Raw genomic sequence first — 21,808 nt, 5'->3', positions numbered from 1 at the left:
ATTTGTGTAAGCACTTACATTCGGAGGGCCGGCTTCGTCCGGCTCACCGGGAGAGCAGGGATATCATGGCTTCCTTCGAGGAATTGTTGAAACGGCAGCAAGTCTGGTTTCAGACGGGCGAAAGCCGAGGTTATGCGTTTCGAATAGAGCAGCTGCGGAAATTGAAACAAGCCGTGGTGGAGCGTGAGGCCGCGATTATCGCGGCGCTCCACACGGATCTAAATAAGAGCGAGCATGAAGCGTACACACTGGAGATCGGCCCCTTCTACACCGAGATCAACTTCGCGATTAAACATCTGAAGAAATGGATGAAGCCGAAGCGGGTCAAGACGCCGTCTACGCATCTTGGCAGCCGAGGTTACGTGATGCCGGAGCCGCTCGGTGGATCGCTCATCATTGCCCCTTGGAATTATCCTTTTAATCTCACCTTAGTTCCGCTAATCGGTGCCATCGCCGCGGGCAATACCGCTGTACTGAAACCATCCGAGCTATCGCTCGCAACGACGGAAGTAATCGCAGCTATTATCGAAGGCAGCTTCCGGCCCGAGTATATTGCCGTCATCCAAGGCGGGGTAGAGACGAGTCAGGCATTGCTGGAGCTGCCTTTCGATCATATCTTCTTCACCGGCGGGGTAGAGGTTGGCAAGTCCGTGATGGCTGCGGCAGCGAAGCATCTGACTGCCGTCACGTTAGAGCTCGGAGGCAAGTCGCCGTGCATCGTCCATCATGATGCGTCAATTGCGCTTGCGGCCAGACGGATTGCCTTCGGCAAATTTCTCAATAGCGGGCAAACCTGCCTCGCGCCTGATTATCTGCTTGTGCATCACAGCGTCAAAGATGAGCTGCTTGCCGCCATCCACCAATCGGTGACGGCATTCTATGGCGAGACGCCTTTGGAGCACCCGGACTATGGCGCGATCGTCTCTCGCCGCCACTATGATCGTCTTCGCGGGTTCCTGAAAGATGGCACGGCTGCCATCGGTGGAGGAGCGGACGACGAGAAGCTGCGCATCGCACCGACTGTGCTTGAAGACGTGTCGTGGGACTCCCCTATTATGCAGGAAGAGATCTTCGGTCCGATTCTGCCGGTGTTCACTTATGAGGACCCGCGCGAGGTGATAGCGATTGTGAATGCGCGGCCCAAGCCGCTGGCCTTGTATATTTTCAGCAAGGATCAAGCGGTGCAGCAGCTGTTTACGGAAACTGTCTCCTTCGGGGGCGGCTGTATTAACGATACGCTGCTGCATATCGGAACTCCGTATTTGCCGTTTGGCGGGGTAGGTCACAGTGGAACGGGCAGCTATCACGGCGAACAAAGCTTCCTCACGTTCTCCCATAAGAAGAGTGTGCTGAAGCAGACCACGTTGTTTGATTTTCCATTCCGTTACCCGTCTGCCAAGAATGGACTCAAGTTTATTCGCATGCTAATGAAGCCGTAGCCGAAAGAGGATGTGCAGACGACTATGATGGATACCTATGCGTATTACAAAACGGTTTTTGAGGGTCTGCCGATGCCGTTTGCATTCGTGGATTTGGATAGGCTGGACCGCAACATCGCGGCTATTGCGCAGGCTGCGGGAAGCAAGAAGGTACGGATCGCGAGCAAATCGATCCGCTGCCCGGAGGTCATGCGGCGCATTCTGGCCAGCAGTCCGGTATATCAAGGGATCATGTGTTATACCGCCGACGAAGCAGCGATGCTCATTCGCGAAGGATTCGATGATCTGCTGCTTGGCTACCCGCAGTGGCAGCCGGATCGGATTGCCGAGCTGGTTAGGTCCATCGGGGAAGGGCGCTCCATTACATTCATGGTCGACTGTGCCGAACATGTGCAGCACTTGGAGAGCATTGCCGCAGAACAGGCAATTGTCGTGCCGTTATGCGTGGATATCGATATGTCGGCCGATTATCCGGGATTGCATTTTGGCGTCTGGCGTTCGCCATTATCGAGCTGGGAGCAAGTGCGCCCCGTTGCGGAGCTTATCGTCGCATCACCGTGGCTTAAGCTGGACGGCATTATGGGCTACGAGGCGCAGGTTGCCGGTCTTGGCGATAATGTGCCAGGCAAGCCTCTGAAGAACAGCGTGATCCGCTGGCTGAAGAAACGCTCGATCGCCGAAGTGGCGAAACGGCGACGCGAAGTCGTGGAGGGCCTCGAAGCGATCGGCGTTGCGGGGCTTCGTTTCGTGAATGCCGGGGGCACGGGCAGCATGGACAGCTCGCGTCTGGAAGCTTGCGTGACGGAGATAACGGCAGGCTCCGGGTTCTATGCGCCGGGCTTGTTTGACGCGTACAGCGGGTTTCGCTATGAGCCTGCGGCAGGGTATGCGGTGGAGATTGTCCGCTGCCCAAGGCCGGATATCGTCACCTGTATGGGCGGCGGTTATACAGCCTCCGGGGCGGTAGGGATCGAGAAACAAGCGCAGGTGTATCTCCCGGAAGGGCTGGAGCTGTTACCGCTGGAGGGGGCAGGCGAGGTGCAGACACCTCTGCGCGTGAAGAGGGGGCTGACGCTGTCGCTAGGCGATCCTGTCTTCTTCCGCCACGCCAAAGCAGGAGAACTGTGCGAGCGCTTCTTGCAGCTGGTTGCCGTATCCAATGGGCAAATCATCGGTGAATATGCAACCTATCGCGGAATGGGGGCTTGTTTTGTATGAATGGACATGCGGCAATGCGGGTAGCGTGGTCGAATTGGTCAGGCTCCGTACAGGCCACACCGAGTATGGTTCTATATCCCGAATCCATAGAAGAAGTCGTCGAAATTGTACGGATGTGCAGGCGAGAGGGGAGGAAACTCCGGGTTGTCGGAACGGGGCATTCGTTTACGCCAATCGCGGCTTCCGGTGATGTGCTTGTCTCCCTTGACCGCATGCAAGGTTTGGTTGAAGTCGATGCCGAAGCAGAAACCGCCACGGTCTGGGCCGGTACGAAGCTGAAGCTGCTAGGGGAGTTGCTGTTTCAGCAAGGGTTAGCGCAGGAGAATCTCGGTGATATTGACGTCCAGTCCATTGCGGGTGCAATAAGCACCGGCACGCATGGCACAGGCCGGGAGTTCGGCAATATTGCGACACAGGTGATTGGACTGACGTTTGTAACCGGGAGCGGTGAGGTAGTCGAGTGCTCGTTGGATTCTCATCCGGAGACGTTTCGAGGCATGCAAGTATCGCTAGGCGCACTCGGCGTATTGGTACAGGTGAAGCTGAGACTCCGATCTGCATTCAGAATGCGCTACGAGAGCAAGCGGACGAAGCTCACGGAAAGTTTGACGCAGCTGACAACGCTTGCGGACTCGCACCGTCACTTCGAGATGTATTGGTTTCCCTACGCGGAATCGTGTCAGCTCAAAATCATGAATGAAACGACCGAGCCCGTCACTCCGAGGCGGGTAGGCGATTATATCAGCGACGTGGTGCTGGAGAATGGCGTATTCGGTTTGTTATCCGGAATGTGCCGACAGGTTCCGAAGCTGTGCAGGCCCGTAAGCCGATTCTCTGCGGCGCAGTTCCCTCTGTTTAGCAAGGTGTCGTACAGCCATCGTCTGTTCGCGACGAAGCGGCTCGTGCGTTTCAATGAGATGGAATACAATCTGCCCGCGGAGGCGATGCCCGCTGTCATCGCAGAGATGCGTGCGGTAATGGAAGAAGAGCAATTTGCGGTTCATTTTCCGATTGAGTGCCGTTATGCCAAGGGCGATGACATCTGGCTGAGCCCTGCCTATGGCCGGGATTCTGCTTATATTGCCGTACATATGTATAAAGGGATGCCGTACGGGGCTTATTTTGCGGCGATGGAGAAGATCTTCCTGCGTTATGGAGGGCGGCCGCATTGGGGCAAAATGCACTCTCTTCGCGCATCGCAGCTGCAGGAGCTGTATCCGATGTGGAACTCATTCGTCAATCTGCGGGAACAGTATGATCCGGATCGCGTTCTGTTGAACCCTTACTTGGAGAAGCTGTTCGGGGTTCCGGAGTTGTCGCTATGATGGGGGATAATAATCGCTTGAATCAAGAGCAAGAGCAAAAGCAAGGAGCTTCGCGCTGGTCCGTTATCGCTGCTTATGCAGGATTGGTGGCTGTCACTCAGCTGCTATGGGTGACTTTTACGCCGATTACGACGGATGCCTCCGAGCAGTGGGGCGTATCTGTCGATGCTGTCGGGTGGCTGTCGCTCGTTTTCCCGCTTGTCTATGTGCTGCTGTCTATCCCGTTTGGCTTTGCATCCGATCGCAGTTTCCGTGGCGCGCTCACATGGGGAGCGGGACTTACTGTCGCCGGCGCATTGATCCGGGTTGTGCCCGGATATGAGTATGCGCTTGCCGGACAGTTCATCATCGCCGTCGGTCAGCCGCTTGTGCTCAATGCGGTGAACAAAATGGCGGTGCTCTATGCAGCACCGCCCAAACGTCCAATTGCCATTGCAGCCGGTACGGCCAGCTTGTTTGTCGGCATCATGATATCCAATGTGACGGTGCCATTCTTGCTGGAATGGGGCGGAATGCCTGCCGTTCTGTGGACGCAGGCCATTATTAGTGCAGCTGCTTGCCTTGCGCTGCTGGTTAATCTTCGCAAGCCTCCCTTGTATGAAGGGGCGACTGATGCAGAGCCTGCGCCGGCGCTTCGCGCCTTGCGGGCACTTTGGTCGCAGCAGTGGGTTCGTTTGTTCAGTTTGCTCCTGTTTGCGGGCTTCGGTATTTTCATTACGCTGGCGACATGGCTCGAAGTATTGGCAGATGCCATCGGCTATGATTCGGTGCAGGTCGGAACTGGCCTTGGACTCATGACGGCGGCTGGTATTATCGGGGCGGCGGTGCTGCCGGACTTCGCAATGCGCGGGAATCGTGCACGAAACGTGCTTGTGCTGTCACTCGCGGTTAGCGCGGTATTGCTTGTGTTCCTTGCGGCAGGGATGCCTACCTGGCTGTTTATGACATTGCTGGCTTTGGCCGGACTGCTGCTGCTCGCCGACTTGCCTATAGTGCTTTCGTTTGCCGAGGCCAAAGCGGAGCCGCGCACTGCCGGAGCTGTTACGGGGCTGCTGCTCTTGTTCGGCAATTTAGGCGGCATTGTGCTGTCACTGCTCGTACAGCTGCTGCTGGATGAACGCGTTCTGGCCATCGGAGCACTCGCTGTCGTGACGGTCATTATTCTCCCCTTTGCAATCCTATTTCCGGGGAAATCAAAACCAGACAAATAAGGAGCGAAACAAGCCGCGTTTGCGTGCGGGCGATGGGACGGAAACAGGCGATTCTAAGGCTGCCGCGGTCTCGGCGGCGTATGGGGGTATGCTCAAGGGCGGAATAGGCTGCTTGGCATATTCGATGGCTGCGCTTAGGTGATCAATCATCTTGCGCAGCTCCTCCAGCTCGGAGCGATGCTGCAATATTTGCGCGGCGACAACCTCGTCGGCCTTCTGTTCGAGTCTGCGCTCAACCAGCACCAAGCGGCAGTGAAGCTCGGAGTCGTGCGATTCTGATGCGGCGGCCACCTGCTCGTTGTAGCCGGACAGCAGGGGATGCGAATCGGAATGGTTTGCCCGTTCGTCGGCATGGTGTTCCGGCTGCTGCTCGGGCTCAGGTAACACGATCATATCCATCGTTTCTCCGCGTTCGAGCGAATCTTTGATATAAGCGAGCATCGACAGGTCACTGCGCGAGAATACATAATGGCCGAATCGATCCTTTTGAAAATAATGAGGGAAGTGGGAAGCCCAGCGTTTGACCGTGGTTTGGCTGACGTTCAACGACTCAGCTGCATCCTTGCTTTTGACAAGTTCCAATCCTATCACTCCGTTCGGGTGGAATGCATAGGTAATTCGCGCTCTCGCAACCACTCCCTGCAAGGGTGACAAAGGAAGTGCTCATTCGCTAAACAAAGTGGTTTTACGCGCATCTCGCGCTCTCGCGGCAGGTGCTGTTCGTCAAGTTTCTCGTTGCTTTCGGCCGATTCAAACCGGATGCGAAGCTTTGAAGATGGAGCCCGGCGGCGAAACCACGCAGCGCCGAAGCTGAGAATGCGAGGAGCGAACTCTCAGTAAATAAACTACCCCCCTCTCCCTGCAAAAGGTGCTGAGAGTGCGAAAAACGAACTCTCAGCAAATTAACGAACCCCATTAAAGAGGATCCCGAAACTACATAAATTTAAATTCGACGAAAAGAGACTCAGATTGGCCAGATAGCGGTGAAACGAGCGCAAGATAAGAATGAAAGAGAGGTAGCAGGCACCGCACATTGGTGGTATTTCAGTAAGAAGAGTAAAAGAGAGGTAGCAGGTACCGCACAAGTGCGAGTTTTAGGCGAAAGAAGATCCCCGTGCGAAACCACTTTAGAAAGCGCGCCCCTTTGACCAACCGGCTATAAAACACAAAAGGCCGAGAGCCTCAACCCCCGGCTCCAGCCTTCTAACTTGCCCTTTATCAACCGTTCAACCAACTCTCAACCACTCGACCTACTTCCCGCCGCTCCCAAAGCTGCTCACATCGATAAACGGTGTCGCTCCGCCGGTCACGTTAGGCAGGCTGCCGTTCCATTTCTCCACGGCCATCTCCTGCACCTCGATTTGCTTCAGCTGGATTAGCTCCGGCGTTACCTCTTGCTTCTTCAGCTTCAGCGATTCCGCTTCCGCCTGTGCCTGAGCGATCTTCTGCTTCGCCTCGATTTGTACCCGTTTGAGGTCGTTCTCGGCCTTCAACGCCTGCTGCTGCGCAACCTGCTTCGCTTCGATCGACGCGTTGAACGCATCCGAAAACTTGAAGTTCACGATGTTAATGTCTGCCACGATCAAATTATACTTGGCGAGCCGCGTCGTCAGGTGCTCCCGGATTTCGGCGGCAACGACATCGCGCTTCGCAATCAAGTCCTCCGCCGGGTAGCGGGCAGTCACTTCTTTTACGATTTCCTGAATAGCCGGGTTCACGATCACGTTGTCGAACGAGCCGCCGACGTTGTTCATAAGCTTATACGCGGCCGCTTTGTCGACGGAGTAGTTGACGGCCACATGCGTGGAAACAGGCTGCAAGTCCATAGAGGACGCACTCGTATCGGTCTCCGCCTTGGTCACCTGCACATTCACCTGAATGATGCTCTGCACGAATGGGATTTTCATATGAATGCCGGGCGACAGTATGTTATCATTCAATTTACCGAACGTTTTGTACAAACCGACATTGCCGTACTGGACGGTCTGGAACCCGTTAAAGGCGACGATGACACCGACCACGATCAATAGGGCATACAGAATATAGGGCTTCAAATTGACCTTCTTCGTATTCGGTTCCACAACATGCATAATGGCAACCCCTCCTAATAAATAGGTATGCGTACTTAATCGATACATACGGAGTTGGCGAACAAATGGTTCAACAAATGCAAGCGGGAAGAGGCGATGGGTAAAATGGAACATACAGCGCAAGAAGCAGCAGAGTGGATGGTACAGGAGCTGAAGTCGGCAGGCATGCTGCGTCAGGAGCAGGCGGTTGCGCATATCAAGGCGCATTTCGGGGAGCAGTTTATTTATGTCAATGAGAATGGCAACGAGTCCATCGACAAGGAAGTCAAGAAAGCATTCAAAAAGCTGCACGGCGGGCGCGCAGCTTGGGAGCGGGACGGGTTTTTCTGGGGTTGGGTATAAAGGTGAAGCGAGCTTACACAAGCTAGACGGTGTAGTCGATTCTGCCATCGGCCCAGATGATGAGCTGATTGGCTGCTGCGTCATATTCGACGAGGCCATGTGTAGAATAATACCAAGTCTTCTGATCAACAGCGCCATCGGCGACGACAAAGATATTCAGCTCGTCATGATGCCGGCAAATCGGTGCGCCGATGGACTCTTCCACGGCATCAATACAGAGCTTCCAGCCTTCTCGGCCCTCTGCGGGTGCGATGGAGAACGTTAGCTCATGCTTCTTCGAATCGAGAAATAATCGGCCGCCAACGGTGTGGCGAATGTACAAATGATCCAATGGAATCCCTCCTTGACAAAGCTAACTATAGCACACATACTTACATAAAGTAAGTGAGTAAAAATGAAATCATGAGGAGTGTTCTGGACCATGATCGCAATATATCCGGCAGCATCGAGACATTCTGGGGACTTGGGATGGCTACAGTTTAATTTTAGTTTTTCGTTTGCAGATTATTACGATCCGGACAACTTGAATTTTGGTCCGCTGCGCGTATTTAATGAGGATTATATTCAACCAAGCAAAGGATTCGGCACGCATCCGCACCGGGATATGGAGATTGTTACGGTCGTGATGCGGGGCGAGCTCGCGCATGAGGACAACACGGGCGGCAAAGAGGTTTTAAGAGCAGGCGAGGTTCAGCGCATGACAGCGGGAACGGGGATTTTGCATTCCGAAGTCAATTCGTCAGACACCGAAGTAGCTAACCTGCTGCAGATGTGGTTCCTCCCAGAGGCGAAGGGGCTAACACCGTCTTACGAGCAAAAGGCGTTCGATTCTGCTGCGATGAAGAATGCACTGCTTCCCATTGTGTCGCAGCGTCTTCAAAGCGAAACGATCACATCGATTCATCAGGATCTTACCATTTACCTTTCTCGCCTTGAAGCAGGTAACAGCGTTTCGTTCGAGCAGGATGCCGCACGCAAAATCTTCCTGTTCGTCATGGAAGGTGAAGTCACGTTAAACGGTGAGCATCAGTTGAGCCGAAGCGATTCCGCGCGAATTACCGATCTGGAGGAGCTCGTTATTGCCAGCAAGAATGGCGGGCAATTCATGCTGATTGATTTGCCATAAATCTGTCCGGTCGACGCATAAGCAGGGCTATTGCAGTTAACAATGAGAGTAAACCTGAAATCTAGCAATGGAGGGACTCTCGTGAATTATAAACCGGCTCAACTAGACGGACAGCTATTGGCGCAGCTGCAGCAATTCGAATCGGATTTGCGTAAGCAAACAGCCAGCAATATCGTATTAATCGCCTATCAAACTACCGGCGAGGAAGCGGATAACGGAGCGGCAGCAGGCGGGAAGTAAGCGATTGAAGCAAGTGAGGAGAGCACAGGCCCACCCGGGTCTGTGCTCTCGTTGTCTCCGTGAAAGTCTCGATAGTCTGAGCAGCTCCGAAGGGGCTTGCTGGGTTGGGCGGCTGAGCGCTTATCTGCCCATTAATGGCTCCGCAAAATTTGCGATGAGCGTATGTTTTTTCGCATGCCAACGCTAACGGTTGTGAGAGTGGTTATTTGGCCTAAATTGGCCCTTTTTATTTTCTAACGGTTGCCAACGAGCTTATTTGAGTGTTTTCCACTGGAAATCGCCCCATTTGCTGCAAATAACGCCTGTCACAACCGCTAGAGTTTCAAACAGGCATATTTCCATGAAATAGCCACGCTGGCAACCGTTAAACATGAAAGTGGCTGCCCCAGTCTTTCTCGAGTAGCCTGAGAGCAAAGAGCACGGACCCATCTGGTCTGTGCTCTTTTTGCGTTGTTCTCCACTCCTCACCTGTATGGGACTTTTTTCCTGTAAAATGATTGCGACTTTTGGAGGACATCGGATTCCCTCTGTCGAAAATTACTAAAAGATGTCACTAAAGTGTTCGGGTAGGAGCGGCCGGTAATGAAATTAATTTCGGGAAACGCGTTTGGGCAAACCTTTCGCAAATTTGGCGAAGACAAGGAAGAGTATACGAAGGTGCTTTTCCTCTTTATTTATTTGTTTGCGGTTTCATCGGCTTCGACGGTTGGCAGAACTGCGGCGGATGCGCTGTTTCTGTCCCGTTTCGGCGCCTCGCAGCTTTCCTTTATGTATGTGCCGCAGTCGGCAGCGCTTCTGTTAATCGGGCTGCTGTTCCAACGATTCAGTCCGCGGTTTCGGATGGATCATTTGCTGAAGCTGCTCATTCCGCTTATTTCTGCGCTGGTGTTGATCTCGCGGCTTGGCGTGGGCATGGATTTCAGCTGGGTATATCCGGTAATCTACGTTGGTTATGATGTGTTCAATTTCCTTATGATCGTCTGTTTCTGGCAGTTTGCAGCGTCCATTCTGGATCAGCGCAAGGTCAAACGGACCATCGGACTTGTCGGCAGCGGCGGACTTATGGGCGGAATAATAAGTGGTTTCGGTCTGAAGCTTGTTGTTCCTCTAGTAGGGACAGCGAACCTGATTTGCTTCTATGCCGCGCTTCAACTGCTTGCGCTTGTAGCGGTTATTCGGTTATTGAAGCTCGCAGGGAAAGGGTCAGACCTGTTCACCTCCGTTAAGCCTCAACGTAAACAGGCTGGCGGCAGCGGTGCGAAGAAGAAGGAAAGCGGCGGCTTATTCCGCAATGTCCCCCATCTCAAATATATTGCAATCATGTCAGCGGCGCTCGTTATTACCCTGACGTTGATCGACTATCAGTTTAAGGTTATTTTGCGGGGGACGCTTCAGGATGAGGCATTGGCCGGATTTATGGGGAGCTTCTATGGATTCTCCGGGTTGCTGGCGTTGTTTATTCAGCTATTCGTCGCGGGTAAGCTGCTTACAAGGTTCGGTGTCATGACTGCGATCTTGGTATTCCCGATTGCCCTGTTCACCGGAAGCCTCGGCGTATTGATGATGCCTGTGCTGGCGATGGTTGTGATTGTAAAAGGGAGCGACAAGGTGCTTGGCGATACGATTTATTCATCGGTCAGCCAGCTCGTCATGTTCCCGATTCCGCCGGAGTGGCGTAATTCGGCGAAGAGCTTCCTTGACGGTATCGTTCGTAACGGTGCCAAAGGGATTGCCGCTGTCAGTTTAATTCTGCTGTCTCAGCTGTTGACGACGCAGCAGTTTAGCTATGTGATTTTGACGCTGCTTTGCGTCTGTATCGTAGCAGCCGTGAAGGTGAAAGGGGCTTACCTGGAGGCGCTTCTGTCTACTTTGAAAACCAGGGGACATGACCTGCATGAGGGTCAGCTCGATCTGATGGACCCTGCCAGCTTGCGGGTGCTGACGGATACACTTGTGCAGCCCGATAAGGTGCAGGTGCTGTATGCGCTGAAGATTTTGCAGGATATTGATGGATTTGACCTTATGCCGCATCTGGAAGGATTGCTTCGTCACCCCTCGCAAGAGGTTTGCGTAGAGGCGCTTCGTTACATGGAACGGAAGCAGCCTGCAGGTCAAGAAGAATCGCTGCTGGCGCTTATTGGGGAAGGGCATAGCCGAGTTCGGGCTGCTGCCATCCTTGCTTTGGCGGCGTATGCGAAGGATGAGCATTTGGATGATATTACGGCGCGGCTTAGCGAAGAGGACATGGACGTGAAGTCGGCTGCCATTGCGGGTTTGATCAAATATTACGGCATCGAGGGAATGTTCCGCGCCGTGGGCACGTTGAAGGAACTCATGGAGAGCTCTCGTGAGGATGAGCGTACTTCAATGGCAATTCTATTCGGTCAGATCGGCATTCGGGAGTTCTACAAACCGCTGATTCCGCTGCTTCGGGATGAGGCGCCGCAAGTTCGTAAATTCGCTGTGCAGTCCGCTGCTGTGCTGCAAGTGCCGGAGCTTGTGCCGCATATTGTGCCGATGCTGCAGCATAACGAGACACGGGAGGCGGCTGTCGAAACGCTGGCTGCTTATGATGAGCGGGAGATTCTGAAGCTGCTCGCAGCCTATTTTGATGTGGAATCGGTAACTTTACATTTGCCGAAAGTGTTTGAGCGAATCGGCGGGCAGCAGGCTTTCGACTTGTTGTTCCAGCGATATGAACCGGCGAATTTCGAAATGCGAGATAAGCTGTTGGAAGCGATGACCCGGATGCGTAAAGGCATCCAGCAGGTGGATGCCAAAGGGTTCGAGGCGAATATATTGCTCGAGCTGGAGCTGTACGGACGGTTTACTTCGTACCAAGGTGATCTCATTGCAGTTGAAGGCTATGAGGAAGTGGCGGAAGCGGTCGAGCAGGTTCGTTCTGCGATGATTAAGCGGATATTCCTGCTGCTCGGTTTTATCTATGAAGCCAAAACCATTCAAGCGGTGTACGTGAACTGGACCGAAGGCGCGGCACGCCAACAAGCGAATGCGGCAGAAATTATCGACCAGCTGGTGCAGGGGAACCTGCGAATGGAGCTGGCGAAGCTGATGTCGGCTTCCCGTACGGTGACAGCGAATGTCGTGAAGAACGAGGCGTCGCTTGAATTAGACTGGATGAATGATCAAGGCGATGAGTGGCTCTGCCAAGCTATTCAGTTTGCTTCAAGGAGCAAGGCGGAAGAGGCGGTACCTGGCCGACATTCCGTAGATGAGACATGGCTAAGCGAACAGATGGAACGGATTGCCATGTTGAAGAAGGTCTCCTTGTTTGATGGGTTGTCGGCACGGGAGCTTTCGATGATTGCGATGCGCATGGAGCGGGTGACCTATTCGAAAGGGGCTACCGTGTTTCAGGTGAATGATCCCGGAGATGCGCTCTATCTCATTCAAAGCGGGCGAACCGGTATTTATCGTGGCGCTGAGAAAATCAATGAACGCAATGCCGGAGAGTGCTTCGGACAGACCGCGATTTTGACGCGTCGATTGCGGACAGCTACGGTTATGGCCGAAGAGGATCTTGTATTGTGGCGGCTCGATTCGTCGGGCTTCTATGATGTGATCTTTGACCGTACCGGCATTGCGCTTGAAATGATGAAGCTGCTCTCGAGGCGTCTGCGCTCGAAGCTGGCACAGCAATCGACGGTTCGTTCGATTCCTGCGGAGGAGTATCAAGCGGAGGTTGCGGCTGCATCGGCTGCTGATGCGGGAGGGGCGGTCATGGAATCTTCGCAAGTGGGGCACGGCATGGCGAACGATATTATTTTGCGGCGGGTGCTCATTCTGCAAAAGATCGATCTGTTTGCCCGTTTATCCCAGGAGGATGTCATCGCTCTCGCGCAGCTTGTTGAGGAAGTGGAGTACGCGGCGGGTGAATCGATCTGCCGGGTTGATGATTACGGCGATACGTTGTACGGTATTATAGAGGGAAGCGTTCGCGTACATAAGGGCAGCCAAACATTCGCGACGCTCGGGGAAGGCGAATGCTTCGGCGAAATGGCCGTCATCGACAGCGGACTTCGTTCCGCAGATTGCACAGCAGCGAGCCCGACTGTACTGCTTCAATTGCACCGCGACCAAGTGTTCATGCTATGCTTCCAGAACATTGGCGTATTGCGCAGCATGATGCAGGTGCTTGCGGACAGGCTTCGCGGGATGCTGTAAGCTGTAAGTGAAAGTCAGAAATCGGAGTAGTCAGGATAGCAGAGGCCTGAATGGCTGGAATGACGTTGGAACCTGAGAAGCTAAATGCTTGAGATTGGAAAACGGGATGCGAAAGCCGGAAGTCGGCGTTTCGCGCCGTTTAAGTGTATGAGGGAGTGAAGGTTTGCAGTGAAACGCATCATGCAATTCATCATCTTATTAAGTGGCTTAGCTATACTGCTTGCAGCATGCGGTGGCAAGAGTGAAACGCCGCTAACGTTCATCGACAAAATTGGCTCGACTGACTTGAGTACCGAGAAAAGCGGGGATAACGTGAAGCTGGGCCTTACCGAGCAGGAGCTCGTTACCAAGTTAGGTAAGCCGCAGCGTACGCTTAATAACGGCAGAACTTTTTTATTCATGTACGAGGAATATCAGTACACCTCGCTCAGTAATGTCGTGCTGGCCTACTCGCTCAGCCCCAAGGTCGCTACCGCGAAGGGCGTGAAACTGGGCGATACCCGGGAAAGCGCGCAGAAGCTGTACGGGGAAAACTACTATACGCGTGGAAATGCATTTGGCTACATCGACAAAGAGAATCGGTTGGCGCTGGAGTTCGAGTTAAAGGACGACCGAATCGCAGCAATCTCGGTGTCGGCACTTGCGATGTATGAGTAACGGGAAGGACAGCTCGGGTTTGTGGAGCTGTCCTTTGTTGTTCGTTGGCGCGCCGCTAAGTCTCCCCGCGAAAGATGGCTGAGAGTGATGAAAGTTGGCTGAGAGTGCAAAAATTGAACTCTCAGCGCGAAAACCATGCCGGAATAACGCTGAAAGTCCCCAAAACGGACTCTCAGCTCCAATTACAATAGTTGTTACACAAGAGGCACGGCTGTAGCGGGAGCGAGCGAATCTGGAGTAAGAAGCTGGCTAGGAGGTCTACATGGTGGAGGAATCAACGAATTTGTGCCAAGAAGCTAATCAGGAAGTCTACATGATGGAGAAAGCAGCGAATAACGTGCAAAGAAGCTAATCAGGAAGTCTACATGATGGAGAAAGCAGTGAATTTGGTGCCATGAAGCTTACCAGGAAGTCTACATGATGGCGATGGAAGCGAATTTGGTGCAAAGAAGCTAATCAGGAAGTCTACATGATGGAGAAAGCAGTGAATCTGGTACCAAGAAGCTTACCTAGAGGTCTACATGGTGGCGATAGCAGCGAATGTGATGCCAAGAAGCTTACCTAGAGGTCTACCGCGCAGTCACCCGCGCCTCCCCTAGGGCCATAGGCCACGCCACGGGAATGCCCTCGCCCCACGGCCAACCCCGGCGCCCCCGCGGCCAACACAAAAAAACCGCCCCACATAACCCGGGGCGGCCCATCAATCAAATCATGTCCACATAAAGTGGACCATACGTCTCTTCCTTGCCGCCGGCGATCAGCTTCATCTCCAGCATGTCCCCATCGGCCAGAGGACCAACGCCGGCCGGTGTGCCGGTGTAGATGACATCGCCTGCGCCGAGTCCCATGTTGGTGCCGATGAAGTCGACCAACTGCTGCAGCGGGAAGATCATGTCCTGCGGACAGCCGGTTTGCACCGTCTCCTCGTTCTTAAGCAGGCTAAACGTTAATTGCGTGAAATCCTCCACGCTTGTAAACGGTGTGAACGGACTCAGCACCGCAGAGCCGACGAAGCCTTTCGCCAGCAGCCAAGGATGGCGCTTCTCCTTCAGCTTCGACTGTACATCGCGCGCCGTCAGGTCGATGCCGAGCGCAATGCCGTCCACGAGTTCTTCAGCCTTCATGCCCGGCAGATAACTCGCTCCGATGCGCACCACAACCTCCAGTTCATAATGAATTTCGCCGATGGTGCCGGGAAGTTCAAGCTTGCCCACTGCGGGATGAAGCGCATGCGTAGGCTTGGAGAAGATCATCGGCTCCTCCGGCACATCGTTGCCGAGCTCTTTGGCATGCAGCGCATAATTGCGTCCAACGCAATAAATATTACGGATTGATTCCATGAATAAACGTCCTTTCGCTTATGGGGGTTAGTGAGTACATCAATGTTCTAACGCTTCTACCATCATAGCACGACGGAGGTGCATTATTTAAGTTTCGAATTGTTTCGAAAGCTGTTACGAAAGTTGTTTCGAAAGTTGCAAACCGCTCGCCTCCCCGCACATAACTCACCGGCATATGCTTGTAATCCTTTACATATTTGTTTGAATTCAGCCACCGCAGGCGCGCATTCCGCTCTTCTTATTGGTGCAGAAGAAGTCTGTTTTCTTCACACAACCTTGAAAAAGCAAACCTCACTCCTTGATTTCGCGCATTGTTGCTGATGCCTCTGTGCATGATAATAAGCGTATATCAACCCGAGGGGGAATAGAGAACATGGCAAGCAAAACGATGAAAACAACTGCAGTTGCGTTGACGGCAGCAGCATTGCTGCTTGGAGCAACAGCATGTGGTAACAAAGACAATAACACAGCAGATAATACGAATACAGGTACAAACGCAGGCACAAATGCAGGCGGCAACGCAAGCGACGAGAAAGTAACGATCACGTTCCAGAACATCTACCCGGATCCTGAAACGCCTTCGTACAAAATGCTTCACTCGATCGTAGATCAATACACGAAGGATCACCCGAACGTAACGATCGAGCTGGATACGCTTAACACAGACCAACAGAAGCTGAAGCTTAAAACGCAAGCCGCTTCCAAAGAAGTGCCGGACATCACGATCGTGAACCCATCCGCACAAATGAAGCCTTTCGTAGACGCTGGCCTCTTCGCTCCATTGAACGATATGCTGGATCAGAACGGCCTGAAAGATACATTCCAAAAAGGTCTTCTCGACTACTACAGCTTCGACAACAACGTATACGCATTGCCAGACGGCAACAATATCGAAGTTGTTTACTACAACAAAGATCTGTTCGCACAAGCAGGTATCACTGAAGTACCTACGACTTACGAGCAGTTCATCGATGACGTGAAGAAATTGAAAGCCAAAAACATCACGCCAATCGCAATCGGTGAGAAGGATTCCTGGACAGGTTCGTTCTTGTTCATGAACGTATTGCTTCGCACAAACGGCGGCCCTGGCTTCCTGCAAGACGTGCAAGACGGCAAGAAAACATTTAACGATCCTGCATTCGTAGACGCAGTGTCCAAAATGCAAGATCTGATTCAAGCCAAAGCATTCAACGAAGGCGCAACATCCGTTGACTACAACACAGGCGGCAACCTATTCAAAACAGGTAAAGCAGCTATGATGATCATGGGTACTTGGGAAACAGGCGCAATCGATGCTTCCTCCGTTGGCGGCAAAGTGGGCGCATTCAAATTCCCTACTGTAGGCGGCAAAGGCGATCCAGACCAATTCATGCTTGCTCCGGGTTCCGCATTCGCAATCTCGGCTAACAGCAAACATCTGCAAGCTACAAAAGATTTCCTGAACTACTTCATGCTGAACATGCCTAAGAAACAGTTCGAGCTGAAAAACGCAGTAGGCAGCGGTCAAATCATTGAAGGTGACTTCAAAGCAGCTGGCTACTCCGATCTTGCAATCAGCGTACTTGATCTGTTCAAAGGCGTTAAAGGCGGAGACCTGGCGTTCGATAACACAATGAAACCAGCTATCGCACAAGCTCACCTTAGCAGCATCCAAAACATGTTCGTTCAAAAGGTTGACCCTGCAGCAGTAGCTCAGGAGCACCAAGCAGCATTTGACGCGAATAAATAAGAAGTACTAAATAGCTAGTCGTTTGCGGGTGGAGGCATACTTAGCGGCTTCCATCCGTTTACGGCTTTATTTTCAATCTATTACGATCAGGAGGCAACCCCAGTGAATGTTTTAAAAGTCCCGGCCCGCACTATTGCAGTTTTCGTCCTGCCGTGTCTGCTTCTCTATATCTGCCTCGTGTTCGTTCCGATCGTCGTTTCGGTATACGACAGCTTGCTGGATTGGGACAGCATCAACAAGGCGAAATTTATCGGGCTCGATAACTTTAAAACGATCCTGACTGAAGATACAAACTTCTGGCCATCCGTTCGCCGCACGTTAATGTACTCGGTATTTTCCATGGCGGAAATTCCGATCTGTCTATTTATCGCAGCACTGATGAATCGTTACGTACGTAAAGCAAACACGCTGGTTTCGCTCTATTTTGTACCTGTTATCTTGTCAGTCGTTATTATTGGTCAACTTTGGAAAACGATCTACAACCCAACTGAAATGGGCGGTATGCTCAATGGCGTTCTGAACGCGATTGGACTGGAAAGCTGGACACGCAGCTGGCTGACAGAGCCGAAAGTTGCCATGTACTGTTTGTATTTTGTATCGCTATGGCAATACTTCGGTTACCATCTGCTCATTCAATACACAGGTGTGCAGAACATTTCGAGTGAAATTTATGAAGCGGCCAAAATCGACGGCGCGGAAGGCTTCAAATCCGACTGGTACATTACGTATCCGATGGCGATTCCGATCTTCAAAATCTCAATCATTCTTGCGTTTATCGGCTCCTTGCAAGCCTTCGACCTTGTTTGGGTAATGACAGGCGGCGGTCCTGCACATGCGACGGATACCATTTCGATGCATATGTACAACATGTCGTTCCTATCGCTTAAATACGGATACGGAAGTGCGCTCGCTACAATCCTTGTCATGATTTGCTTGATTTTTACAGTCGTCATCAATTTCGTCTTCAAAAAAGTCGAAGCGAAATACAGCTAAGAAGGGAGAACAAAGAACATGGCAGGTATTAAAAAAGGGCTCGTGTATCTACTTCTCTCGATCCTTGTCGTCACGCAAATTTACCCATTGCTCTGGCTTGTGATGTACTCGCTCAAAACAAACGAGCAAATTCTCGGCGGTCATTTCTTTTCTCTGCCGACCTCGCCGCAATGGGGTAACTATAAAGCCGCTTATACGAGCGGTCATTACTTGAAATACTTGAGCAACAGCTTGATTGTTACCTCGATTACATTGGTTTGCGTTATCGTGCTGAGCTCCATGGTGGCATATGCGATTTCGCGATTCAAATGGAAGTATGGACCGCTTGTAACATTGATCTTCCTGCTTGGGATGATGATTCCGATGCAAGCAACGCTTCTGCCGCTTATGGTTATTTTCAGTAACTTGGATATTCTGAATACTCGTTTGTCGCTCATTCTGCCGTATATCGCGTTCTCGACGCCGATTGCCGTCTTTATCCTCAGCGGATTTATGCGCGGCATCCCAGCCGAGATCGAAGAGTCGGCCTTTATGGACGGAGCTAGCGTATATCGGATCTTCCGCAGCATCATCCTGCCGATATCGGTACCGCCGATTATGACAGTAGTAATCCTGACGTTCATCACGATTTGGAACGAGTACATCATGGCTGCGACATTTATCTCTGCAGAGAAGTTGAAAACTCTTCCTTTCGGCATATATAATTTCGTTAGTCAGTACAACGCCAATTTTGGTGCAATCGGTGCATACCTTGTACTTGGCGCCTTGCCTGTTATGCTCGTTTACTTCGTACTCTCCGAGAAAATCACGAAGGGTATGGTAGCCGGAGCGGTGAAAGGGTAAGGAATGGGTTCATGAGAGGCGGAAAGGCCAGTGGCACGCGGATTTCACTCCATTCAATACCGATTATTCGTGCTGTTCCTCATCAGTATGGCTGCAATCTTACTGATCGTCAGCATTCTGTACTATAACCGAACGACGGTGCAATTTCATGAGAAGGTCAGCGGCTTATCCAAGCAGAACGTATCGCAGACGGTAGGTTTGTTTGACCTTCTTCTGAAAAGCTATGACAGTCTGTCCAAGTCCGTCATCGGCAATAACGATTTAGCTCGGATTCTGAGCAATCCTGTAGTCGACAGCCCTGCTGTCGATTATTTTAATGAGCGGAACATTACGAATATCCTTGGCGCAGCCTTCCTGTCGCAGGAGGATATCATCGGGATTCATGTATTAACGGACAAAGGGAAAGTGTATAACTACGGAAACTACGCCAATGTAGTGGACCCGGACTATGCGAAAACCGATTGGTATAAGCAAATCAAAGCATCTACCGGCAGTATGGTATGGCTCGGTGTGTTTGAACGCTCCATTATCGATCAGGTGGAGAACCGCTCTGTGTTTGCTTTTGGCCGGCCGATCTATGATCTGAACAATCATAAGCAGGTTGGTATCGAGCTGTTCGAAACAAGTCCGAGGGCGATTATTGCGGCTATGGAGAATTTGAAGCTTGGCGCGCATAGCCAGGTTTTTTTGATGTCCGGTGAGGGAAAAGTCGTCTCCACAACCTCTATTACTTGGGATGAACCCTGGCTTGCGAGCTTAGAGCGCCCGATTGATGGGATTCCGGTTGTGATGGAGAAAGATGATCAGTTAATCGTATCTTCGAAGCTTCCTTATGCAGATTGGACGGTGCTCAGCGTGACGCCGGATAAGGATCTGAATGTAGAGCTGGCGGAGACGCAGCGGTTTCTGCTTCTGGTAGGCTCAGCGCTCGTTCTGGTTGCCACGCTCATTGCGACGATTTTCTCGCGGACGATATCTTCGCCGCTTAAGCGGTTGATCTCCGAGATGAAGCAGGTCGAAATCGGTAATTTCCGCGGCTCGCTGAATGTCACCTCTTATCAGGAAATCAACATATTGGTCGCTTCGTTTAATCAGATGGTGAATCAGATCGCAGAGCTTATTGAACGGGTGAAGATCTCCTCTGTCAGTGAGAAGAATGCGGAGCTGAAGGCGCTGCAGTCGCAGGTGAATCCCCATTTTCTCTATAACACGCTTGATATGATCTACTGGATGCTCGATGAGAAAGGCCATGACCGGCTGGGCGAAGTGGTGCTGTCTCTATCGCGGCTGTTCCGTTACAGCAGTTATTGGGAAGATCATGCGGTCAGTATGCGGGAGGAAATCGAACAGACCGAGCATTATCTGACGATTATTGTGACACGCTTGGAAGGACGCCTAACCGTGGACATAGATGTAGGAGAACCGTGGCTGAACATCCCATTGCCCAAAATGACCCTGCAGCCCATTATCGAAAACGCGGTGAAATACGGCTTGGAGCCGCTCGTTGATCGGTGCGGCTCGCTGCGCGTCTACACGGAAGCGGATGAACGTCAATTGCGAATCATCGTGCAGGATAACGGTGCGGGGATGGATGAGGCTGCGCTGGCAAAGTTGAATGCATCGCTGCTGAATCCGGAGGATGAGGCTGAACTGGAGGAGCATGAGGCAGTCCGGCATGAAGGCGGCATCGGTCTGGTGAACCTGCAGCGGCGGATTCGGCATATGTATGGCGATGCATACGGTGTGGAACTTAGGAGTGTGCTGAACGAAGGGACAACCGCAATCATTACGGTGCCGCTTCTTCTGCCGCCGACCAAGGAAGGAGCGACTGTCCATGGCAGTGAATATTCTCATCGCGGATGATGAAGGCGTCATTCGTGAAGGTGTGAAACGGACGATCAAGCGGGCTTTTCCCGACTATTCCATTCATTTGGCAGCTTCGGCGGAGGAAGCGGTTAAACTGATGGACAGTCAGCCGATTGATATTGTGTTGACGGATATATTGATGCCCGGCATCGATGGCTTGGAGTTTATGAAGATGTCCCGCCGTAAGTATCCCCATGCCAAATGGGTCGTCATCTCCGCGCATTCCGAGTTCTCGTACGCTCAGAAGGCAGTGCGGCTAGGTGCGCGCGACTACCTGCTTAAGCCGATTGGCAAAACACGTCTTGTCGAGCTGATGGCGCAGCTGGCCGATGAAGCGAAGCAGGAGTCCGCGATTACGAGGGAAAGCGAGCTGCTGAAGACGAACCTGAAGTACTTGCGGGAAGCCGTCTTCCAGCGGCTGGCGTCGGGACTCGATATCGGCAACTTGGACATCGGCGAGCTGATCGACCGATACCCGGAATTCCGTTTGATCATGGTGCGGATAGAAGAGGCGGTTAAGAACGTACAGCTGGAGCATTTTATTATCGAAAATGTAATGTCTGAGCTGATTGATCGGCATGGACAAGGGGTTGTCGTCAACTTCGACCGCCAGAGCTTGCTTGGGCTTGTTCAACTGGAGGATAATCGGACCGAGGGCGAACTGCTGCAGGAGCTGCGCACGCATCTCAGCCACTATCTCAAGGTGCCGTTTCATATTACATCTTCGGATATGATTCGTGAGTTTACTCACATTCCGGACGAGGTAAGGCGTTTGCGCCAGTCGTCGGTGACGACTGCAGGCGATCGCCAAGAGGGCGGGGACAAGGCAATCGAGGTGGCTTTGCAATATTTGAAGGCGCATTATAACGAGGAGCTGTCGCTCGAGAAGGTGGCGTCGGTCGTGTTCTTGAATCCGATCTATTTCAGCCAGTTGTTCAAGCAGAAGACAGGGCAAGGGTACAAAGACTACGTCATCAGTCTGCGCATCGAGCAGGCAAGGGAGCTGTTGCTGCAGCCGGGCCTCAAGCTGGCCGAAATCGCCGAGCGAATCGGCTACTCGGATGTACGCCATTTCACGCAGGTGTTCCGCAGGAAGATGAACGTAACGCCGACGGAATACCGCCAGCAGCTTCTGGCGGAGAGGTAGCGTGGCTGAGCTAGCCGCAGTTGCTCATAAGTAGATTTCCTGGAGGTCTACATGGGC

Annotated in this window: 18 protein-coding genes; 14 read left to right on the top strand and 4 right to left on the bottom strand. The window is 52.3% G+C overall.

Going from position 1 to position 21,808, the window contains the following annotated elements:
- Positions 1–65 precede the first annotated feature (65 nt).
- The 4 genes from AC0YN4_RS22935 to AC0YN4_RS22920 are packed head-to-tail and all read left to right on the top strand — an operon-like array spanning position 66 to position 5,193.
- Positions 66–1,439 carry an aldehyde dehydrogenase gene (locus AC0YN4_RS22935; protein ID WP_475836937.1) on the top strand — a complete coding sequence of 458 codons (1,374 nt, stop codon included), beginning with the start codon at positions 66–68 and terminating at the stop codon, positions 1,437–1,439.
- Positions 1,440–1,466: 27 nt separating this feature from the next.
- A complete protein-coding gene (locus tag AC0YN4_RS22930) occupies positions 1,467–2,657 on the top strand; it encodes an amino acid deaminase/aldolase (RefSeq protein ID WP_475836936.1) in 1,191 nt (396 codons plus the stop codon).
- Positions 2,654–3,982: a D-arabinono-1,4-lactone oxidase gene (locus AC0YN4_RS22925; RefSeq protein WP_475836855.1), complete on the top strand. Its 1,329-nt coding sequence runs from the start codon at positions 2,654–2,656 to the stop codon at positions 3,980–3,982. The genes AC0YN4_RS22930 and AC0YN4_RS22925 overlap by 4 nt, the downstream gene beginning before the upstream one ends.
- On the top strand, positions 3,979–5,193 hold the full coding sequence (locus AC0YN4_RS22920) for an MFS transporter (RefSeq protein ID WP_475836854.1): 1,215 nt from the start codon (positions 3,979–3,981) through the stop codon (positions 5,191–5,193). The genes AC0YN4_RS22925 and AC0YN4_RS22920 overlap by 4 nt, the downstream gene beginning before the upstream one ends.
- On the opposite strand, the gene AC0YN4_RS22915 is transcribed toward AC0YN4_RS22920, so the two are convergent.
- Both AC0YN4_RS22915 and AC0YN4_RS22910 read right to left on the bottom strand, forming a co-directional pair.
- Positions 5,176–5,775 (bottom strand): MerR family transcriptional regulator, encoded by a 600-nt coding sequence (locus AC0YN4_RS22915; protein WP_475836853.1) that lies wholly within the window; start codon positions 5,773–5,775, stop codon positions 5,176–5,178. The two genes, AC0YN4_RS22920 and AC0YN4_RS22915, sit on opposite strands and share 18 nt — an antisense overlap.
- A 668-nt stretch (positions 5,776–6,443) precedes the next feature.
- Positions 6,444–7,283: a prohibitin family protein gene (locus AC0YN4_RS22910; protein ID WP_475782791.1), complete on the bottom strand. Its 840-nt coding sequence runs from the start codon at positions 7,281–7,283 to the stop codon at positions 6,444–6,446.
- Positions 7,284–7,388: 105 nt separating this feature from the next.
- Between AC0YN4_RS22910 and AC0YN4_RS22905 the strand changes: the two genes are divergently transcribed.
- Complete coding sequence (locus AC0YN4_RS22905) at positions 7,389–7,625, top strand: DUF6953 family protein (protein WP_210661813.1); 237 nt, start codon at positions 7,389–7,391, stop codon at positions 7,623–7,625.
- Positions 7,626–7,647: 22 nt separating this feature from the next.
- On the opposite strand, the gene AC0YN4_RS22900 is transcribed toward AC0YN4_RS22905, so the two are convergent.
- Positions 7,648–7,956: a hypothetical protein gene (locus AC0YN4_RS22900; protein ID WP_475782790.1), complete on the bottom strand. Its 309-nt coding sequence runs from the start codon at positions 7,954–7,956 to the stop codon at positions 7,648–7,650.
- 90 nt (positions 7,957–8,046) lie between these two features.
- On the opposite strand from AC0YN4_RS22900, the gene AC0YN4_RS22895 reads away from it, so the two are divergent.
- The 4 genes from AC0YN4_RS22895 to AC0YN4_RS22880 all read left to right on the top strand — a co-directional run bounded on the left by AC0YN4_RS22895 (position 8,047) and on the right by AC0YN4_RS22880 (position 13,833).
- Positions 8,047–8,751 (top strand): pirin family protein, encoded by a 705-nt coding sequence (locus AC0YN4_RS22895; RefSeq protein ID WP_475782789.1) that lies wholly within the window; start codon positions 8,047–8,049, stop codon positions 8,749–8,751.
- Between the two features lie 81 nt (positions 8,752–8,832).
- Positions 8,833–8,991 (top strand): hypothetical protein, encoded by a 159-nt coding sequence (locus tag AC0YN4_RS22890; protein ID WP_475836852.1) that lies wholly within the window; start codon positions 8,833–8,835, stop codon positions 8,989–8,991.
- 582 nt (positions 8,992–9,573) lie between these two features.
- On the top strand, positions 9,574–13,176 hold the full coding sequence (locus tag AC0YN4_RS22885) for an Npt1/Npt2 family nucleotide transporter (protein ID WP_475836851.1): 3,603 nt from the start codon (positions 9,574–9,576) through the stop codon (positions 13,174–13,176).
- A 168-nt stretch (positions 13,177–13,344) separates the two neighbouring features.
- Complete coding sequence (locus AC0YN4_RS22880) at positions 13,345–13,833, top strand: hypothetical protein (RefSeq protein ID WP_475836850.1); 489 nt, start codon at positions 13,345–13,347, stop codon at positions 13,831–13,833.
- Positions 13,834–14,537: 704 nt separating this feature from the next.
- Here AC0YN4_RS22880 and AC0YN4_RS22875 read toward each other — a convergent pair.
- Positions 14,538–15,173: a fumarylacetoacetate hydrolase family protein gene (locus AC0YN4_RS22875; protein WP_475782785.1), complete on the bottom strand. Its 636-nt coding sequence runs from the start codon at positions 15,171–15,173 to the stop codon at positions 14,538–14,540.
- A gap of 373 nt (positions 15,174–15,546) precedes the next feature.
- On the opposite strand from AC0YN4_RS22875, the gene AC0YN4_RS22870 reads away from it, so the two are divergent.
- From AC0YN4_RS22870 to AC0YN4_RS22850, 5 genes are all read left to right on the top strand, one after another.
- The gene (locus tag AC0YN4_RS22870) at positions 15,547–16,902 is read left to right on the top strand and encodes an extracellular solute-binding protein (protein WP_090982549.1); all 1,356 of its coding nucleotides are present in this window, start codon (positions 15,547–15,549) and stop codon (positions 16,900–16,902) included.
- 102 nt (positions 16,903–17,004) lie between these two features.
- Positions 17,005–17,895 carry a carbohydrate ABC transporter permease gene (locus tag AC0YN4_RS22865; RefSeq protein WP_475782783.1) on the top strand — a complete coding sequence of 297 codons (891 nt, stop codon included), beginning with the start codon at positions 17,005–17,007 and terminating at the stop codon, positions 17,893–17,895.
- An 18-nt stretch (positions 17,896–17,913) separates the two neighbouring features.
- Positions 17,914–18,738, top strand: a complete 825-nt coding sequence (locus AC0YN4_RS22860) for a carbohydrate ABC transporter permease (RefSeq protein WP_475782782.1) — start codon at positions 17,914–17,916, stop codon at positions 18,736–18,738.
- A gap of 30 nt (positions 18,739–18,768) precedes the next feature.
- A complete protein-coding gene (locus tag AC0YN4_RS22855; RefSeq protein WP_475782781.1) occupies positions 18,769–20,601 on the top strand; it encodes a sensor histidine kinase in 1,833 nt (610 codons plus the stop codon).
- Positions 20,579–21,751, top strand: coding sequence for a response regulator (locus AC0YN4_RS22850; protein WP_475782934.1), 1,173 nt, complete (start codon positions 20,579–20,581; stop codon positions 21,749–21,751). Before AC0YN4_RS22855 ends, AC0YN4_RS22850 begins: the two co-directional genes overlap by 23 nt.
- Positions 21,752–21,808 lie beyond the last annotated feature (57 nt).

The organism is Paenibacillus sp. J22R3 (genome assembly GCF_056269305.1).
This window is presented reverse-complemented; position numbering and strand designations above follow the sequence as displayed.

Bases quoted from the DNA above. Each gene is read 5' to 3' on its own strand.
- AC0YN4_RS22885 (WP_475836851.1), top strand. From the start codon at position 9,574: ATGAAATTAATTTCGGGAAACGCGTTTGGGCAAACCTTTCGCAAATTT.
- AC0YN4_RS22905 (WP_210661813.1), top strand. From the start codon at position 7,389: ATGGAACATACAGCGCAAGAAGCAGCAGAGTGGATGGTACAGGAGCTG.
- AC0YN4_RS22920 (WP_475836854.1), top strand. From the start codon at position 3,979: ATGATGGGGGATAATAATCGCTTGAATCAAGAGCAAGAGCAAAAGCAA.
- AC0YN4_RS22930 (WP_475836936.1), top strand. From the start codon at position 1,467: ATGGATACCTATGCGTATTACAAAACGGTTTTTGAGGGTCTGCCGATG.
- AC0YN4_RS22875 (WP_475782785.1), bottom strand. From the start codon at position 15,173: ATGGAATCAATCCGTAATATTTATTGCGTTGGACGCAATTATGCGCTG.
- AC0YN4_RS22935 (WP_475836937.1), top strand. From the start codon at position 66: ATGGCTTCCTTCGAGGAATTGTTGAAACGGCAGCAAGTCTGGTTTCAG.
- AC0YN4_RS22870 (WP_090982549.1), top strand. From the start codon at position 15,547: ATGGCAAGCAAAACGATGAAAACAACTGCAGTTGCGTTGACGGCAGCA.
- AC0YN4_RS22860 (WP_475782782.1), top strand. From the start codon at position 17,914: ATGGCAGGTATTAAAAAAGGGCTCGTGTATCTACTTCTCTCGATCCTT.
- AC0YN4_RS22895 (WP_475782789.1), top strand. From the start codon at position 8,047: ATGATCGCAATATATCCGGCAGCATCGAGACATTCTGGGGACTTGGGA.
- AC0YN4_RS22910 (WP_475782791.1), bottom strand. From the start codon at position 7,283: ATGCATGTTGTGGAACCGAATACGAAGAAGGTCAATTTGAAGCCCTAT.
- AC0YN4_RS22925 (WP_475836855.1), top strand. From the start codon at position 2,654: ATGAATGGACATGCGGCAATGCGGGTAGCGTGGTCGAATTGGTCAGGC.